Here is an 18,323-nt window from a genome sequence, read left to right on the forward strand (position 1 = left end):
AGGCTCCGGCGGGGAATCCAGTACTCCGCGGCTTATCGGCTTAACAAGAACTGCCTCTGGAATACTGGATCGCCCGCTCCAGTGCGCAAGTGCGCACAAGGCGGGCGATGACAGCGTCAGATGAGGCAACAGCGAGGCTTAACTCTCAGCCGAGCCCTAATCCTCGGCCCCGTACCGGTGCAGATCGTTACCGTACGTGTCGAGCCACTTCTTGGCGCGCTCCATCGACGGGCAGATCTTGCCGCAGACGCGCCAGAACCGCGCCGAGTGATTCATCTCGACGAGATGGGCGACCTCGTGGGCGGCGAGATAGTCGAGCACGAAGGGCGGCGCGAGGATCAGGCGCCAGGAGAACGACAGCGAGCCCGCCGAGGTGCAGGAACCCCAGCGGCTGGATTGATCGCGGATCGAGAGCCGCTTGACCCTGACGCCGAGCTCGGCGGCATGGACCTCGGCCGAGCGCTGCAGATCGCGGCGCGCCTCGCGCTTGAGGAAGTCGCCGACGCGGCGATCGACATGATCGAGCCCGCCGGCGACGCAGAGAATGCGTTCGCCGCTGTCACGCATCTCGGTCCACACCGTGCCGCGCTGGCCAGCGCGATGAACGATGCGATGTGGCGTGCCGCGAAGCGGTATCACTGTGCCAGGCTGAAACGGCGCAGCCTTCGGCAAACGGCCGAGACGAGCCGCGATCCACGCGCCGTGACGCTGCGCGAAGTCTTTTGCTTCGACGAGCGTGCCGCGCGGCGGCATGGTGAGGATGGCTTCGCGGTCGCTCGGATGAATTCTGAGCGTGTAACGGCGCGCTCGGCGATGTCTGCGCAGCCGAATCGCAAAAAATTGCGATCCGTGGGTGATGACGAGGGTCTTTGGTTCGTGGGGCCGCCGATAGAGGAGCGCGCGTGTGGCCATGTCTGTGAGTCCGGGGAGCAGGAGTTCGCCCGGATTCTGCCATAACCGCCGCCAGGGAAAGCGCTCGGCGCAAAAACAAATCATTTGCCCAATATACAGGGGTCTGACGTCCGGGAGACCCTACAGACTGGGGTTGGAACCCGCTTTTTTCGCCCCCGCTGGACGCATGCGGCACCCCCAAGGGGTGAGGATGGACTCACTCCTAGAGCGCTACCTAAATACCTCGAATCTGGCGGGAACCAGGCCCTCCTGGAACCTCCGGGAGGGGCTGAAATTTCGACGGGAAAGCCGAAATCGGCGATTAGAGCCGTCCCGATGTAATCGGAACGGCTCTAGATTCTTCTTTTGACGCGTTTTCTTTACGCGAACCGGTCGCCACTTCGCTCGAAAACGCTGTTACTCGGCCGCGAGAGCCTGCAATGAGGTCGGATTCGCCGCCGAGACCATGAAGTCATGGATGCGCGGCACGATTTCCGACTTGAAGCGCGATCCGTTGAACACGCCGTAATGTCCAACGCCCTTCTGGACGTAATGAACGCGGCGATGATCGGGAATCGAACTGCACAAAGTGTGCGTCGCTTCGGTCTGACCTAGCCCTGAGATGTCGTCGTTCTCGCCTTCGACCGTCATCAATGCGACGCGAGTGACCTTGGACGGATCGACGCGCGTTCCGCGATGGGTCATCTCGCCCTTCGGCAGCGCGTGCTTCACGAACACGGTGTCGACGGTCTGGAGGTAATACTCGGCCGAGAGGTCCATCACCGCGAGATATTCGTCGTAGAAGTCGCGGTGCTTGTCGACGAGGTCGCCGTCGCCCTTCACGAGGTTGGCGAACAGGCGCTTGTGGGCGTCCATATGCCGATCGAGGTTCATGCTGATGAACCCGTTGAGCTGGAGGAAGCCCGGATAGACGTCGCGCATCATGCCCGGATGCGGGAACGGCACCTTGGTGATGACGGTGTTGCGGAACCAGTCGATGCCGCGCTCCTGCGCGAGCTTGTTCACCCCGGTCGGATTGCGGCGGGTGTCGATCGGGCCGCCCATCAGCGTCATCGAGGTCGGCACGAACGGATCGCGCCGCGCCTCCATGATCGAGACAGCCGCGACGACCGGCACGGAGGGCTGGCACACCGCCATCACGTGGGTGTTGCCGCCGAGGACGTGCAGCATCTCGATGACATAGTCGATGTAATCGTCGAGATCGAAGCGGCCTTCGCTGAGCGGCACCATGCGTGCATCGGCCCAATCGGTGATGTAGACTTCATGCGCCGGGAGGAAGGCCTCGACCGTGCCGCGCAGCAGGGTCGCATAGTGGCCGGACATCGGCGCCACGATCAGCACGCGCGGCTGCGGGCTGCGCAGCGGACGGGCGAACTTGCGATCAAAGTAGAGCAGCTTGCAGAACGGCTTTTCCCAGACCGAGCGGACCTCGACGGGGACGCGGATGCCGTTGACCTCGGTGTCGTCGAGGCCCCATTCCGGCTTGCCGTAACGGCGCGTGGTGCGCTCGAACAATTCGCAGGCGGCGGCGACGGACTTGCCGACCTCGGTGCGCGCCCATGGATTGAGGGGATTCTGAAACAGCAGCTTGGTCGCATCGGTGACCGCACGCGCCGGATTGAGAGAGGCCTGTGCCATCTCGTACATCCAGTACATCGGCGTCGTCAGGACCGGACTGCCTTCTGCAGCCAGGGGCGGCGCGCCGCCGAACTCACCAATAGGCATCGTCATATCCCTCTTCGCATCGCAGCATACTGCCGAATGCGTAATATTGCGTCAATGCATGGTCCCGTACATCTACGGAGCGAACAGGGTTAAATCAGCCTGAATCCACGGGAAAGTGACGTTATTCGCCAGCCGAGAGCAGTGAGCCGTGCTTTTTGGCGCTGCGCAAAAGGGCAAGGAATGCCCCAAAAGAGGCGACCAGAAGCACCGCGTTGATGACCAACGCATCCAGCATCAGATCGCTCCTAAAGGTGTTCTCGATCAGCAGCGCGCGCATCCCTTCGAACACGTAGGTCGGCGGCAGCGCCCAGGCGACATATTGCAGCCAGACCGGCAGCACGCTGACCGGATAATAGATGCAGGCGAGCGGCATGACCGCGAACATCAGGGTCCAGACGATGCTCTCCGCGCCGAGGCCGTTTCGTACGACCAGGCCGGAGACGAAGATCCCGACCGACCAGCTGGTGAAGATCAGATTGCAGAAGAACGCGATCAGCGGCAGGCCGAGGGCATAGACGTTGAAGTGAAACAGGAACAGCGCCAGCAACGTCATCGGGATGACGCCGATGGCGAGCCGGATCAGGCTCATGATCATCAGCGACAGCAGAAACTCGATCGGCTTGAGCGGGCTCATCATGAGATTGCCGAGGTTGCGCGCCCACATCTCTTCCAGGAAGGAGATGGAGAAGCCGAGCTGGCCACGGAACAGGATGTCCCAGAGGATGACGGCGCCGATCAGCGTGCCGCCGGCGCGCGCGAAGAAGTTGGCGTTCTGCGCGATATAGAGCTGGAGGAAGCCCCAGGTGATGACCTGCAGCGCCGGCCAGTACAGCAATTCGAGCAGCCGCGGCCAGGACGACAGCAGCAGGTACCAGTAGCGCAGGATCATCGCGCCGATGCGGTGGGCGGAGATGCCGCGGTGGAGGGTGATGTCGGTCATCGCAGCAACCCCCGGCCCGGATTAACTCCTGTCATTCCGGGGCGCGCGGAGCGCGAGCCCGGAATCCATAACCACAAGCGGCGGCTGCGGGTCGAGACTGGTAACCCCGAGTCTTCGCCAAATTCGATCCTGTGGCTATGGATCCCGGGCTCGCGACTTTGTCGCGCCCCGGGATGACAGCCTCCATCCGGGCTACGTAAAAGCCCCCTCATCTCGCCGCCTCCTTCGCGCCGTTGACGCGGCCGCGCGCGACGTCCAGGAACACCTCCTCCAGCGTGGTGCGGTTGTAGCGGGCCATGATGGCCTCCGGCGTGTCGTCGTCCTCGATGCGGCCGCGCTTCATGATGATGACGCGGTCGCAGAGCCGCTCGACCTCGAGCATGTTGTGCGAGGCCAGGAGGATGGTGGCGTTGTTTTCCTTGCGATAGCTCTCGAGATGGGCCCGCACCCAATCGGCGGTGTCCGGATCGAGCGAGGCGGTCGGCTCGTCCAGCAGCAGCAATTCGGGCTGGTTGATCAGCGCTTTCGCCAGCGCGACGCGGGTCTTCTGCCCGGCGGAGAGTTTTCCGTTGGCGCGATCGATGAAATCCGTGAGGTCGAGATCGTCGGCGAGCTTTGCGATGCGATCCGAGAGATGCTTGACTGCGTACAGCTTGCCGAAAACTGTCAGGTTCTGGCGCACCGTGAGCCGCATCGGCATGTCGACATAGGGGCTCTCGAAATTCATCCGCCCCAGCACGGCAGCGCTCTCCTCGGGCATCTCATGACCGAGCACCTGCACGCGGCCGGAGGTCGGCAGCACCAGGCCCATGATCATGGCGATGGTCGTGGTCTTGCCGGCGCCGTTGCCGCCAAGCAGCCCGGTGATGCTGCCGCGCGGCAGCGAAAACGAGATGCCGTCGACGGCGCGGGTCTGCTTGTAGACCTTGACCAGATGATCGACAGCAATCGCCGGGGAGCTGTGCTCCGCGACAGTCGGCCGACTTGAAGCCTTGCCATTCTCGGTCATGCTGGCCGTTCTTCTGCTATTGCAGCGGATAGCGCAAGGCTTGTAATCCGGTGGTTCCGCCAGCCCTGCGCTTGTGATCGAGAAGGCACCGCCACATTGGCCGATATGACCGAAATCGCCGCTTCCGGCTTCCGCCCCGCGCAGCGGCATATCCGGCTCGACACGATCCTGCGGCTGCGCTGGCTCGCGGTGCTCGGCCAGCTTGCCGCGATCTTCATCGTGGCGCAGGGGCTGGAGTTCAACGTCGAGATCGTCCCCTGCGTCAGCATCATCGCCCTGTCGGCGGCGCTCAATCTGGGACTCCAGACCGCGGCCAATCCGATGCAGCGGCTGGAGCCGATGCAGGCGGCCGGGCTGCTCGCGCTGAACATCGTGGAGCTGGCTGGGCTGTTGTTCTTCACCGGCGGACTGCAGAACCCGTTCTCGTTCCTTTTCCTCGCGCCGGTGCTGATCTCGGCGACCGCGCTGCCGGCCCGCTTCACCTTCGGCCTCGGCCTGCTGGCCGTTGCCTGCGCATCGATCCTGTTCTTCTTCCATTTTCCGCTGCCGTGGGATTCCGACGATCCCCTGGTGCTGCCGCCGATCTATCTTGTCGGCGTCTGGCTCTCGATCGTGCTCGCGATCGGCGTCACCAGTCTCTATTCCTTCCAGGTGACCGAGGAGGCGCGCAAGCTTGCGGACGCGCTGGCCGCGACCGAGCTGGTGCTGACGCGCGAGCAGCATCTGACCCAGCTCGACGGCCTCGCCGCCGCCGCCGCGCACGAGCTCGGCACGCCGCTCGCGACCATCTTCCTGATCTCGCGCGAACTGGAAAAGACCGTGAAGGATCCGGTCTTTGCCGGCGATTTGAAGACGCTGCGCGAGCAGACCCAGCGCTGCCGCGACATATTGAGCAAGATTACCCAGCTCTCCTCCACCGGCGCGCCGTTCGACCGCATGAAGCTGTCCGAGCTGATCGAGGAAGTGGTGGCCCCGCACCGCGATTTCGGCGTCGAGATCAAGGTGCGGATCGCGGTGACGGCCGCCGCCGAGCCGGTCGGCTCGCGCAATCCGGCGGTCCTTTACGGCGTCGGCAACATCGTCGAGAACGCGGTCGATTTCGCCCACACCACCGTCGAGGTGAATGCCTGGTGGAACAAGGACGCGATCGAGCTCGTGATCTCCGACGACGGCCCCGGCATTCCGCCCGATATCCTTAACAGGATCGGTGAGCCCTATCTGTCGCGGCGGCGCACCGTCGATGACGGCGGTGGCGATCAGCGCGGCCTCGGACTTGGCGTATTTATCGCGCGCACGCTGCTTGAGCGTACCGGTGCCAAGGTCTCGTTTACCAACCGGACCTTTCCGGAACACGGTGCAGTGGTCCAGGTCACGTGGCCGCGGGAGCGTTTTGAGGCTATCGAGACGCTCGAAGAAACAATAGGATAGACCGCGACCTTGCGTCGCACAGCAGGGCCGATCGACTATCGGCGGCCTTGGCACCGCCCGATTGCGACGCCATATGTAGATGCGCTGGAGAGAGGACAACACCTTGAACGCCATCGCCGAACTGAACGAACAGGCCGACCGCTCGCTGCTCATCGTGGAAGACGACAAGCCGTTCCTGGAGCGGTTGTCGCGCGCGATGGAGACACGCGGTTTTGCGGTGACCTCGTGCGATACCGTTTCGGACGGTCTTGCCCAGATCGGCAAGGCGGCGCCGGCATTCGCCGTCGTCGACTTGCGGCTTGGTGACGGCAACGGTCTCGACGTGGTCTCGGCGCTGAAGAAGAAGCGTCCCGACGCGCGCGCGATCGTGCTGACCGGCTATGGCAACATCGCCACCGCCGTGACCGCGGTGAAGATGGGCGCGATCGATTATCTCTCCAAGCCCGCGGATGCCGACGACGTCGTCGCCGCGCTGCTCTCGACCAACGCGGAGAAATCCGAGCTGCCGGCCAACCCGATGTCGGCCGACCGCGTCCGCTGGGAGCACATCCAGCGCATCTACGAGATGTGCAACCGCAACGTCTCGGAAACCGCGCGCCGGCTCAACATGCACCGCCGCACGCTGCAGCGGATTCTCGCCAAGCGCGCGCCGCGATAACGGTGTCGTAGGGTGGGCAAAGGCGCACAGCGCCGTGCCCACCATCTCTAATTGGTGGGCACGCTTTCGCTTTGCCCACCCTACGGCACCTGTGTAGCCCGGATGGAGCGCAGCGTAATCCGGGAATCTTGCGCCAGGATACAGCCGTCCCGGATTGCGCTGCGCTCCATCCGGGCTACGAAATCATTCCCAAAAATCCGCGTGGCCTTGCGGATCGACCAGGCGGTTGATCCGTAACGCCGCCGCCATGGCAAAGCGCACCGTCATCTGCTTGCGCGTCGGCGCGGGCAGCTTGTGCTCGGGGGCCTCGCACTGCATGTGCGCGCCGTAGGCGTCGGCGATGATCAGGCCGGTATCTTCAGGAAAGATCTCGCAGGGCAGATCTTGCGTGAAGGCAAAGAACAGCCGGTCGCAATGGGCGCGGTATTCGTGCCATTTCTGATCGGCGCGCAGATCCTCGACCGACGATTTGATCTCGACGATCCAGATCTCGCCGCGCTCGTTCAGCGCCACGAGATCGGCACGCCGGCCCGAGGGCAGCGGCAATTCGCTGATGCAGGAAAAGCCGAGCGAGCGCAGGAGCCGCGCGGTGCCGCGCGCGATGGCGAGCGCGGTTTCGGATTGGCGCCGGTCCGGCGGCGGAACAAGGGCAATGTTGCGGGCGGTGTTGTCCATGGCGGGAGATTAGCCGATTCCGTTGTGCCCGTCATTCCGGGGCGCGACGTAGTCGCGAGCTATGATGCGCAATTGCGCATCTGAGAATCCATAGCCACAGGGTGGAGTTGTGGAGCGAAGTGGTCACTCCTGATCTTCGCAAAACTACTCCCTGTGGTTATGGGTCCCGGGCTCGCGCGTTGCGCGCCCCGGGACGACACCGAGTGTGAGGTGACGCGCGGAACCTCCCCTCCTCCACGCACTTATCACGCAGCCGCCACACCTCGGCGGGACCATCGAGGCTGCCCGCGCATGATCGACGATCTCTGGTACAAGAACGGCGTGATCTATTGCCTGTCCGTCGGCACCTATATGGATGCGAACGGCGACGGCGTCGGCGATTTCAAGGGCCTGCTCCGCCGGCTCGACTATCTGCACGGGCTCGGCATCACCACGATCTGGCTGATGCCGTTCCAGACTTCGCCAGGCCGCGACGACGGCTACGACATCGCCGATTATTACAGCGTCGATTCCCGCTACGGCACGCTCGGCGATTTCGTCGAGTTCACCCATGGCTGCCAGCAACGCGGCATCCGCATCATCATCGACCTCGTCGTCAACCACACCTCCGACCAGCATCACTGGTTCAAGGAGGCGCGGCGCGACAAGAATTCTCCCTATCGCGACTGGTATGTGTGGTCCGACAAGAAGCCGGCCAATGCCAACAAGGGCATGGTGTTCCCCGGCGTGCAGAAATCGACCTGGACGCGCGACAAGGACTCCGGCGCCTACTACTTCCATCGCTTCTACGATTTCCAGCCCGACCTCAACACCTCGAACCCGCATGTGCAGGCCGAGATCCTGAAGATCATGGGCTTCTGGATCCAGCTCGGCGTCTCCGGCTTCCGCATGGATGCCGTGCCCTTCGTAATCTCCACCAAGGGCGCCAAGGTGAAGAAGGCGGTCGAGCAATACGACATGCTGCGCGCGTTCCGCGAATTCCTGCAATGGCGCCAGGGCGACGCCATCATCCTCGCCGAGGCCAATGTGCTGCCCGAGACCGATCTCGAATATTTCGGGCGCGACGCCGACCGCATGCACATGATGTTCAACTTCCACGTCAACCAGCATCTGTTCTACGCGCTGGCCTCCGCCGATTCCCGCCCGCTGGCCAAGGCGCTGAAAGCCACAAAACCGCGGCCGGCCACGGCGCAATGGGGCCTGTTCCTGCGCAATCACGACGAGCTCGATCTCGGTCGGCTGACGAAGGCGCAGCGCGACACGGTGTTCAAAAGCTTCGGCCCTGACAAGGACATGCAGCTCTACGATCGCGGCATCCGCCGCCGCCTTGCGCCGATGCTGGGTGGCGACCGCCGGCGGCTCGAGCTCGCCTACAGCCTGATGTGCACGCTGCCGGGAACGCCCGTGATTCGCTACGGCGACGAGATCGCGATGGGCGACGATCTCTCGCTGCCCGAGCGCAATTGCGCGCGCACGCCGATGCAATGGTCGACCGAGCCGCATGGTGGCTTCACCAAGAGCGACAAGCCGGCCTGCCCCGTGATCGACAAGGGCCCTTACGGCTATCCGCACGTCAATGTCGCCAAGCAGCGGCGCGATCCCAACTCGATGCTGAACTGGACCGAGCGCATCGTGCGCATGCGGAAAGAAGTGCCGGAGATCGGCTGGGGCGATTTCACGGTGATTCCGACGCGTGATCCCGCCATCTTCATCATGCGCTACGACTGGCGCAACAATTCCGTGCTGTTCGTGCACAATCTCGACGAGAAGCCGCGCGAGATCGCGTTCTCGGCGGGGCTGCCTGATGATGCCGGCGCGCACCTGATCAACCTGCTCGCGGAAGACCACAGCCACGCCGACAAGCGCGGCCAGCACCGCGTCGTGCTGGAGCCGTATGGCTATCGCTGGTACCGCGTCGGCGGGCTGGATTATCTCTTGAAGCGGGATGATATCGACGAGCATACGGTGCGGGGGAAGAAGCATCCGGGGTGATGTCGGATTGCCGTCGCTTGCTCCACCGTCTCAACGATCGTCATTGCGAGCGCAGCGAAGCAATCCAGACTGCCACCGCGGAAAGATTCAGGATTGCTTCGCTGCGCTCGCAATGACGAGGAGATAGTGCCGGCCACCTCTCGCTCCGTTTGTCCGGGACGACAGCTAGGGCGTCGCGACGATCACCCCCTCATTGCCGCGCAAATCGAGCACGCCTTCGAGCCTCTCGCCCTCGCGATCCAGGAACGTCGACAGCAATATCTCGCTGCCAAACCGGATCGCGCTCGTCGTCACCGCGATCGGCTCGCGGCCGAGATTGAGCGCCACGATGATCGCCTTGCCCTCGGCCGCGCGGCGATAGATCAGAAGGTCGCCTTGCGCAGCGATCGGGTGATAGTCGCCCGACACCAGCGGCGGACATGTCCTCCGGAAGACGATCAGACGTCGGTACAGGCTGAGGATCGAGCGCGGATCGGCATCGAGATTGACGACGTTCTCGCGGATGTGATCCTCGGGCAGCGGCAGCCAGGGCCTTGCTTCCGAGAAGCCGCCGTAATCAGACGAGTCCCACTGCATCGGCGTGCGGCAGCCGTCGCGCCCGACGCCAAGGCCGGGCACGTTCTTCTCGAAGGGATCCTGCACGTCCTCCGGCGCAATCGCGAGCTGATGCATGCCGATCTCGTCGCCGTAATAGAGCGTCGGCGTGCCGCGCAGGGTCAGCAGCAGCATGGCGGCGACGCGGGCCTGCTCTGCACCGACGCGGCTCGCCACGCGCGGACGGTCGTGATTGCCGAGCACCCAGTTCGGCCAGGCGCCCTTCGGCAGCGCCTTCTCGTAATCCTCGACGATGGTCTCGATCGAGCGCGCGCTCCAGAAGGTCGAGAGCAGCGCGAAGTTGAACGGCATCTGTGCGCCGGTGAGGTCGTTGCCGTAATAGGCCATCAGGCGGTGCAGCGGCAGATAGATCTCGCCGATCAGCACGCGCGCCGCATATGCATCGGTGACGCGCCGCATCTGCGCGATCACCTCATGCACCTCGTCCTGGTCGGTGGAATATTGGGTGAGAATCTTCTCGTTCGGCGGCCGGCCCTCGACGTAATGCGGGTTCGGCGGATTGTCGCGGAATTCGGCGTCCTTGATCAGGTGCCAGATCACGTCGACGCGAAAGCCGTCGACGCCCTTCTCCAGCCAGAACCGCATCACGTCGTAGATCGCGGCGCGGACATCGGGATTGCGCCAGTTGAGGTCCGGCTGCTGGGCGAGGAAGGCGTGGTAGTAGTACTGACCTGTGGTCTCGTCGAAAGCCCACGCGCTGCCGCCGAACTCGGACAGCCAGTTGTTCGGCACGCTGCCATCCGGCTTCGGGTCGCGCCAGATGTACCAGTCACGCTTGGGATTGTCGCGCGAGGACCGGCTCTCGATGAACCAGGGATGCTGATCCGAGGTATGGTTCGGCACGAGATCGAGGATCAGCTTCAAGCCATTGTCGTGCGCGGCCGCGAGCAGCGCATCGAAATCCGCCATAGTGCCGAACAGCGGCTCGATGCCGGTGTAGTCGGAGATGTCGTAACCGAAATCAGCCATCGGCGAGGGAAAGATCGGCGACAGCCAGATGGCGTCGACACCAAGCGATTTGACATAGGGCAGCCGGCGCAAAATGCCGGCCAGATCGCCGACGCCGTCTCCGTTGCTATCCTGAAACGAGCGCGGATAGATCTGATAGAAGATGCCGTCGCGCCACCAAGTCTCGCCGCGCTGTGCCATGCCGGAGGTACCACCCGATATTTCTGCCCTGCGCGACAGAACGCGGCAGGAACGCCCCGGTTCAGATTGGCGAGCCAATTGGGACGGCCGTGTGACGTTTGGTGCGACTGTTCCCCAGCCGCTCGCACGAATCTTTTGCTTGGCGGCATGGCAAAAATCGGCATTGTGGCGCCATGACCGAGCAAAATGACACCCAAGAATCCTCGCAAGAATCCTCGCAAGCCAAGGCGGGCGCGATCATCGTTCCCGTGACGCTGTTCGAGCAGAACTGCACCATCATCTGGGACGAGCCCGGCAAGAAGGCCGTGGTGATCGATCCCGGCGGCGACGTGCCGAAGATTTTGGACGCGATCAAGCAGACCGGGGTCACCGTGGAGAAGATCTGGCTGACCCACGGCCATATCGACCATGTCGGCGGCGCCGCGGAGCTGCGCGATGCGCTGAAGGTGCCGATCGAGGGCCCGCATCAGGCCGACAAGTTCCTGCTCGACAACGTCGTCGAGAGCGGCGCGCGCTTCGGCATGACCGGTGTCCGCAACTTCGCGCCGGACCGCTGGCTCGACGAGGGCGATACCGTCTCGATCGGCGGCCTTTCGTTCGAGATCTTCCACTGCCCCGGCCACTCGCCCGGCAGCGTGGTGTTCTTCAACAAGGAGCTGCGGTTTGCCCATGTCGGCGACGTCTTGTTCGCGGGCTCGGTCGGACGCACCGATCTGCCCGGCGGCAGTCACGCGACGCTGATCAATTCGATCAAGACAAAGCTGCTGCCGCTCGGCGACGATGTCGGCTTCATCTGCGGCCACGGCGCCGGCTCCAGCATCGGCCAGGAGCGGATGACCAATCCGTTCATTACCGGCGAGGTGTGAAGTTTTTTTGTTTGCGCATGATCTGATCGGAAAACCGCTCACACTTTTCCGGATCATGCGCGAAGTGACGGTGACGCCGATCGAGATGATCGACGCGACGAAGTAGCTGTCATTCCGGGGCGCGACGAAGTCGCGAGCTATGATGCGCAATTGCGCATCTGAGAATCCATAACCACAGGAAGATCTGATTACGGGGATTCGGAGTTATCCTCTCGCACTAAACTGCAGCCTGTGGTTATGGGTCCCGGGCTCGCGCTTCGCGCGCCCCGGGACGACGGCGGAGATTGTGGCGCTTTCCGAGCGGGCTACTTCATCAGCCCCGCGGCGGTGAGCGCGCGGGTGATGATCTGGCCGAGATCGAAGCTGCGGGATTTCTCGCGCTTGGGCTCGGGTTGTTCGGCGACGGCGGCGCGGATCGAGCGGGCGAGATGCGGCGCGGGGGGGAGCGCCGGTTTGGGCGTTGTGGGCTTTGCCTCCGCTTTCTTCGCGGCGTCCGGAATCCAGCCGGTCAGGCCGAAGAATTTTGCGATGTGATAGGACGAGGAGATGCCGGCCTCGATCAGGAACGCGCCTTCGATGCCGTAGCGCTGGTCGCTGTCGGCGCGCCCAAGCGGCGTGCCGTGCGCCATGTCGGTGATGGCGTAGGATTCGACCAGCGTCTCGCCGTCCTTGTTCCACCAGGCCTGGCGCGGATAGCCGTCGACATTGGTCTCGGCCATCGGCACCGCGGGCAGGTCATGCAGATCGAGCCACTGCTTGACGATCTCGTTGGCATTGCCGGGATTGACGGTGCGGTCGGCACTGCCGTGCCACACCGAGACCTTCGGCCACGGCCCGCGATGATCCGAGGCATTGCGGACGAGATCGCCGAGCGCGCGCGCGGGGCGCACCGGCGAATGAAACATGCCGTCCAACGCCTCGCGCAAATTCGAGGCGATGCCGTAGGGAAGTCCTGCGATCACAGCGCCGGCCGCAAACACCTCGGGATAGGTCGCGAGCATCACCGACGTCATGCCGCCGCCGGCGGACAGGCCCGTGATGAAGATGCGCCTCGCATCGATGCGATGCGCCTCGACCATATGCGCTATCATCTCGCGGATCGAGCGCGCCTCGCCGCTGTCCCGCGCGGTGTCTTCCGGATTGAACCAGTTGAAGCAGGTGTTGCCGTTGTTGACGCGCTGCTGCTCGGGCATCAGCAGCGCGAAGCCATAGTGCTTCGCAAGCGTCGACCAACCCGCGCCGAGATCGTAGCCGGCTGCGGTCTGGCCGCAGCCATGCAGCACGACGACCAGCGCGCGCGGCTTCTGAAGCTGCGCCGGCACGAATGCGAACATGCGCAAGTTTCCGGGATTGCCGCCGAAGTTCGTGACTTCTTCCAGCGGGCTGGACACATCCGCGCTGCGGCCGAACTCGGCAAGGCGCAGACCATCCACCTTCGGCAGATGTCTCAGCAGATCGAGATTACGGGCAAGCGACACGGCAACTCCTGGCAGGCGACGTTCAACGTTCACCCAAACCAAATAGTTGCTGCGGTGCAAAATAAAAAGGCCGTGTGCTGTCAATCACCCGAAATCACGCAAATACCCGCAGGAATCAGCACGTATTAACCGCACTGCCTCAACTTCGTGCAGATGCGCGGCGCATCCACGACAAGAATGCGACGCAGATCATGATTAACGTCACCAACAACACAAGCGAGACGAGAAATCCTGCGCGCGCTGATTGCAACGCTTCGATTGCGAAGAACACCGCGCCGATTGCGGCCACTCCGGCCGCATTTCCGATCTGCGCGGTCGTGCCGTACGCACCGGAGGCGGAGCCTGCCGCGACGGGCTTCACGCTCGCCAGCACCGCGCCTGACAGCGGCGCCATCACAAGTCCCTGACCGTAGCCGAAGACGATCATGGTGAGTGCGAGCGTGATTGCTGTCGGCGATTCGATCGAGCTCGCAACAAGCGCGAGTGCGGCGAGGCCCGCGATCTGAAGCACGCAGCCCTCGATCAACACCTTGGTGCCGCGATGCCGCGCCCGCACGCCGCTGTGACGCGAGGCAACAACGAAGGCGAGCGCGAGCGGAATGAAGGTTAGGCCGGCTTCGAGCGGCGGGATCCTGAGCCCGCGCTGCATGAACAGCGTCATGACCAGATAGAAGGAAAGATTGGCGACGAAGAAAAAGAACGCGGCGCCGAGCCCGCGCAGGAAGGCGGCATCCGCGAGCAGCGTGAGGTCAATCAGCGGCATGCCGCCGCTGCGTGCGACGGCGTGTTCGAGCTTCACGAAGGCAAGGAGGATCAGGCCGCCGCATCCCATCACCGCCCACAGCCACGGCGCCCAGCCGGCATCATGGCCGAACAGCAGCGGTCCGATCAGGCAGAGCAGCCCCGCGAACAGGACGGCGCTGCCCGTGATGTCGAGCTTCGTGCCTGATCGCCGCGGCACCGTCGGCACGATGCGCCAGGCCGCAGCCGCGATGATGAGGCCGCAGGGCACGTTGACGAAGAACACCGAGCGCCAGCCGGTGTGCGCAAGGTCGATCGTGACGAGGAGACCACCGAGCAGAAAACCCGCCGCGCCGGCAAGCCCGAGCACGATGCCGTAGATGGCGAAGGCGCGGCTGCGCGTCTCGTCGGTGAAGAGCAGATGCAGCGTCGCCAGCACTTGCGGCACCATCAGCGCCGCGGTCGCGCCCTGCGCCAGCCGCGCGATGATCAGCTCCGCGCCTGACTGTGCCAGCCCACACCACAGCGAGGTCGCCGTGAAGCCGAGCACACCGGCGAGAAACACGTTCTTGGTGCCATGGATGTCGCCGAGCCGGCCGCCGGTGACGACCAGCGTCGCATAGGCGATCAGATAGATCGCGATCACGGATTCGATCTGCGCCGGCGTCGCGTGCAGATCGACCGCGATGGTCGGGATCGCGACGTTCACGATGAAGGCGTCGACGCCAAACATGAACTGGGCGGCGACGACGATTGCCAGCACCCACCAGCGGCGGGTCGAATCGACGGGCTTTGTGACGGTTTGATGCATCGGCGCGCCAGCTCTCGGAAATTTATTTGCGCGCGATGCTCGCAGATCGGCGTCATCCGCGCGATTACCTCGGAGGTAGGACTTGTTTTCCCCTTGCCGCACTGGCCCGATTGCTGCATGTCGGTTCCCGCTGATTTTGCAGGGGTTCGGAAGTCTCCCGATGTACGACTACGACATGGTGGTGATTGGCTCGGGCCCGTCCGGGCGCCGGGCCGCTGTGCAATGTGCCAAGCTCGGCAAGGCCGTGCTGGTGGTGGAGAAGGGCCGGCGGGTCGGCGGCGTCTCGGTTCACACCGGCACGATCCCCTCCAAGACGCTGCGCGAGACCGTGCTCAATCTCTCCGGCTGGCGCGAGCGCGGCTTCTATGGCCGCTCCTACCGGGTCAAGCAGGACATCGCCGCCAGCGACCTGATGACCCGGTTGCAGAAGACGCTCGACCACGAGGTCGAGGTGCTCGAGCATCAGTTCAGCCGCAATCTCGTCCGCACCGCCAATGGCGAGGCACGCTTCGTCTCGCCGCACGAGGTCGAGATCACGAGCGCAATCGGCGAGACCAAGACGGTGTCGGCCGCCTTCATCCTGATCGCCTGCGGCACGCGCCCGTTCCGGCCCGACTATGTGCCGTTCGACGGCACGAGCGTGCTCGACAGCGATGAGATCATCGAGCTGCCAAAACTGCCGCGCAGCCTGGCCGTGATCGGCGCCGGCGTGATCGGCGTCGAATATGCCACCATCTTCAGTGCGCTCGACGTGCCCGTCACCCTGATCGAGCCGCGCCCGACCTTCCTCGACTTCATCGACAAGGAATTGATCGACGAGTTCATGCACGAGCTGCGCGACCGCAACGTCGCGCTGCGGCTCGGCTCCAAGGTGACGTCGATCGAGAAGACGGCACAGGGCGGCATCGTCACGAACCTCTCAGATGGACGGCACGTCACCACGGAAATGCTGCTGTTTGCGGCCGGCCGCGTCGGCGCGACCGACCGCCTCAATCTCGAAGCCGCCGGCATCGCCGTCGACCATCGCGGCCGCATCACGGTCGATCCGGTGAGCCTCCAGACCAGCGTGCCGCATATCTACGCCGCCGGCGATGTGATCGGCTTTCCCAGCCTTGCCTCCACCTCGATGGAGCAGGGCCGGGTCGCCGCCTGCCACGCGCTCGGCATGGAGCCCTTGGCGCCCCCGGAATTCTTCCCCTACGGCATCTATTCGGTGCCGGAGATCTCGACCGCCGGCCTCACGGAAGAAGAGGTGCGCACGCGCGGCATTCCCTACGAGGTCGGCATCGCGCGATTCCGCGAGACCTCGCGCGGCCACATCATGGGGCTGAACAGCGGCATGATGAAGATGATCTTCTCGACCAAAACCCGCCGCCTGCTTGGCGTGCACATCCTCGGCGAAGGCGCCACCGAGCTGATCCATATCGGCCAGGCCGTGCTCAACCTCAAAGGCACAATCGACTATTTCATCCAGAACACGTTCAACTATCCGACGCTGGCCGAGGCCTACAAGATCGCCGGGCTGGATGCGTGGAACAGGATGACGCGGTGATTTCTCTACCTCTCCCCGCTTGCGGGGAGAGGTCGGATCGCTCTTGCGATCCGGGTGAGGGGGAGTATCCGCGAGTCGGATCTCCGCTGGAACGACGTCCTCTCAACGCGTCATTGCGAGCGTAGCGAAGCAATCCAGAGTCTTTCCGCGGAGGGATTCTGGATTGCTTCGCTGCGCTCGCAATGACGGCGTGGGGCCACCTGGAAAATCCAACGACTTCCGTCCCCGCGGAGACTGCCCCTCACCCTGACCCTCTCCCCGCAGGCGGGGAGAGGGGAAGGAGACGCCGTCGCCTCTCAGCACATAGCTGCATTCCGCCGCGCGGGACATCACGCGATTGCGTTCGCTTCCGCCACCACATAGCCTCATCACTTCAACAAACAGAAAATTCAGCCGGAGAGAACGCCATGGCGCGCCTGAAGTTCGGAGCCTTTCTTGCCCCGCATCACCCGATCGGGGAGCATCCGATGCTCCAGTTCCGGCGCGATCTCGACCTCGTCGAGCAGCTCGACGCGCTCGGTTATGACGAGTTCTGGTGCGGCGAGCACCATTCCTCCGGCTGGGAGATGATCGCCTCGCCCGAGATGTTCCTGGCCGCAGCCGGCGAGCGCACCAAGCGGATCAAGCTCGGCACCGGCGTGGTGTCGCTGCCCTATCACCATCCCTTCAATGTCGCCCAGCGCATGGTGCAGCTCGACCACATGACCGGCGGCCGCGCCATCTTCGGCTCCGGCCCCGGCGCGCTCGCCTCCGACGCGCACACGCTCGGCATCGACCCGATGACGCAGCGCGACCGCCAGGACGAGGCGATCGGCATCATCCGCCGCCTGTTCAACGGCGAACGCGTCACCGCCAAGAGCGACTGGTTCACCATGAACGATGCCGCGCTCCAGCTCCTGCCCTTGCAGGAGGAGATGCCGTTCGTCGTGGCCTCGCAGATCTCGCCGTCAGGCATGACGCTCGCCGGCAAATACGGCATCGGCATCATCTCGCTGGGCTCGATGACGACGCAGGGATTGATGTCACTGCAGCAGCAATGGCAGTTCGCCGAGGATGCCGCCAAGAAGCACGGCACCAAGGTCAACCGCGCCGACTGGCGCGTGCTGCTCACCTTCCACATCGCCGAGAGCCGCGAGCAGGCGCGCCGGGAGGCCGGCGCCGGGCTGATGCGCTGGCACAATGAATATACTGTCGGCACGCTGCAGCGGCCGGGCCTGACCGCATTCTCCTCGCCCGACGAGGCCGTGGACAAGACCGCCTTCGTCGAGGGCGCGGCCTCCACCATCGGTACGCCCGACGATCTCGTCAAAACCATCAAGAACGTGATGCAGGTGTCCGGCGGTGTCGGCGCCATCATCGGCTTCGTGCACGACTGGGCCAATCCGGAAGCCACCCGCCGGAGCTGGGACATGGTGGCGCGCTATGTCGTGCCGGAGATCAACGGCTATATCGACGGCCTGCGCAAGTCGCAAAAATTCGTGATCGAGAACCGCGCGATCTTCGAACGCGCCGGACAAGCCGTGATGGCCAAGATCATGGAGAACGAGAAGGCCGCCGAGGCGCTGAAGGTGACCGGGCCGGGCCGCGTCGCGATTCCAGCCGTCAATGCGCCGGATCTGCAGAAGGAAGCGGCCAAGCGCTAGGCCTCGTTGGAGTTACGCTCGTAACCACGTTCACGCGCAAGACATATCGGCCTGTGCTATGCTTTCGGAAAACCGCTGCGCAGTTTTCCGGATCACGCCTTCGCGCAGGCCGCAATAATGCCGTGGTCG

Annotated in this window: 14 protein-coding genes; 6 read left to right on the plus strand and 8 right to left on the minus strand. The window is 63.9% G+C overall.

Annotated features, from left to right (window positions below; all coding sequences use genetic code 11):
• Positions 1-156: 156 nt before the first annotated feature.
• The 4 genes from QA642_RS46165 to QA642_RS46180 all read right to left on the minus strand — a co-directional run bounded on the left by QA642_RS46165 (position 157) and on the right by QA642_RS46180 (position 4,586).
• Positions 157-996: a SprT family zinc-dependent metalloprotease gene (locus QA642_RS46165; protein ID WP_283082769.1), complete on the minus strand. Its 840-nt coding sequence runs from the start codon at positions 994-996 to the stop codon at positions 157-159.
• A 312-nt stretch (positions 997-1,308) separates the two neighbouring features.
• Positions 1,309-2,637, minus strand: coding sequence for a polyhydroxyalkanoate depolymerase (phaZ, locus tag QA642_RS46170; RefSeq protein ID WP_283087115.1), 1,329 nt, complete (start codon positions 2,635-2,637; stop codon positions 1,309-1,311).
• A gap of 121 nt (positions 2,638-2,758) precedes the next feature.
• Positions 2,759-3,577, minus strand: a complete 819-nt coding sequence (locus QA642_RS46175) for an ABC transporter permease (protein WP_283082770.1) — start codon at positions 3,575-3,577, stop codon at positions 2,759-2,761.
• 208 nt (positions 3,578-3,785) lie between these two features.
• Complete coding sequence (locus QA642_RS46180; RefSeq protein ID WP_283082771.1) at positions 3,786-4,586, minus strand: ABC transporter ATP-binding protein; 801 nt, start codon at positions 4,584-4,586, stop codon at positions 3,786-3,788.
• A gap of 105 nt (positions 4,587-4,691) precedes the next feature.
• Between QA642_RS46180 and QA642_RS46185 the strand changes: the two genes are divergently transcribed.
• The gene (locus QA642_RS46185; protein WP_283087116.1) at positions 4,692-6,014 is read left to right on the plus strand and encodes an ActS/PrrB/RegB family redox-sensitive histidine kinase; all 1,323 of its coding nucleotides are present in this window, start codon (positions 4,692-4,694) and stop codon (positions 6,012-6,014) included.
• A 103-nt stretch (positions 6,015-6,117) separates the two neighbouring features.
• Positions 6,118-6,672: an ActR/PrrA/RegA family redox response regulator transcription factor gene (locus tag QA642_RS46190; RefSeq protein ID WP_283082772.1), complete on the plus strand. Its 555-nt coding sequence runs from the start codon at positions 6,118-6,120 to the stop codon at positions 6,670-6,672.
• 183 nt (positions 6,673-6,855) lie between these two features.
• Here QA642_RS46190 and QA642_RS46195 read toward each other — a convergent pair whose 3' ends face one another.
• Positions 6,856-7,347 carry an MmcB family DNA repair protein gene (locus QA642_RS46195; protein WP_283082773.1) on the minus strand — a complete coding sequence of 164 codons (492 nt, stop codon included), beginning with the start codon at positions 7,345-7,347 and terminating at the stop codon, positions 6,856-6,858.
• A 291-nt stretch (positions 7,348-7,638) separates the two neighbouring features.
• Between QA642_RS46195 and QA642_RS46200 the strand changes: the two genes are divergently transcribed.
• Positions 7,639-9,339: an alpha-amylase family protein gene (locus QA642_RS46200; protein ID WP_283082774.1), complete on the plus strand. Its 1,701-nt coding sequence runs from the start codon at positions 7,639-7,641 to the stop codon at positions 9,337-9,339.
• A 165-nt stretch (positions 9,340-9,504) separates the two neighbouring features.
• Here QA642_RS46200 and QA642_RS46205 read toward each other — a convergent pair whose 3' ends face one another.
• Complete coding sequence (locus QA642_RS46205) at positions 9,505-11,103, minus strand: alpha-amylase family glycosyl hydrolase (RefSeq protein ID WP_283082775.1); 1,599 nt, start codon at positions 11,101-11,103, stop codon at positions 9,505-9,507.
• Between the two features lie 173 nt (positions 11,104-11,276).
• Here QA642_RS46205 and QA642_RS46210 point away from each other — a divergent pair, with 173 nt between their 5' ends.
• Entirely contained in the window at positions 11,277-11,969 is a 693-nt protein-coding gene (locus QA642_RS46210; protein WP_283082776.1) for an MBL fold metallo-hydrolase, read from the plus strand.
• A gap of 305 nt (positions 11,970-12,274) precedes the next feature.
• Here the strand turns inward: QA642_RS46210 and QA642_RS46215 are convergent, their stop codons facing one another.
• Together QA642_RS46215 and QA642_RS46220 are read right to left on the minus strand one after the other, a co-directional pair.
• On the minus strand, positions 12,275-13,447 hold the full coding sequence (locus QA642_RS46215) for a PHB depolymerase family esterase (protein WP_283082777.1): 1,173 nt from the start codon (positions 13,445-13,447) through the stop codon (positions 12,275-12,277).
• Between the two features lie 139 nt (positions 13,448-13,586).
• Positions 13,587-14,999: an MFS transporter gene (locus tag QA642_RS46220; RefSeq protein WP_283082778.1), complete on the minus strand. Its 1,413-nt coding sequence runs from the start codon at positions 14,997-14,999 to the stop codon at positions 13,587-13,589.
• A 160-nt stretch (positions 15,000-15,159) separates the two neighbouring features.
• On the opposite strand from QA642_RS46220, the gene sthA reads away from it, so the two are divergent.
• On the plus strand, positions 15,160-16,551 hold the full coding sequence (gene sthA / locus QA642_RS46225; protein WP_283082779.1) for a Si-specific NAD(P)(+) transhydrogenase: 1,392 nt from the start codon (positions 15,160-15,162) through the stop codon (positions 16,549-16,551).
• A gap of 407 nt (positions 16,552-16,958) precedes the next feature.
• Positions 16,959-18,194, plus strand: coding sequence for an LLM class flavin-dependent oxidoreductase (locus QA642_RS46230; protein ID WP_283082780.1), 1,236 nt, complete (start codon positions 16,959-16,961; stop codon positions 18,192-18,194).
• The last annotated feature ends 129 nt before the right edge of the window (positions 18,195-18,323 follow it).

The sequence above is a fragment of the Bradyrhizobium sp. CB2312 genome (assembly GCF_029714425.1).
Lineage (GTDB): Bacteria > Pseudomonadota > Alphaproteobacteria > Rhizobiales > Xanthobacteraceae > Bradyrhizobium.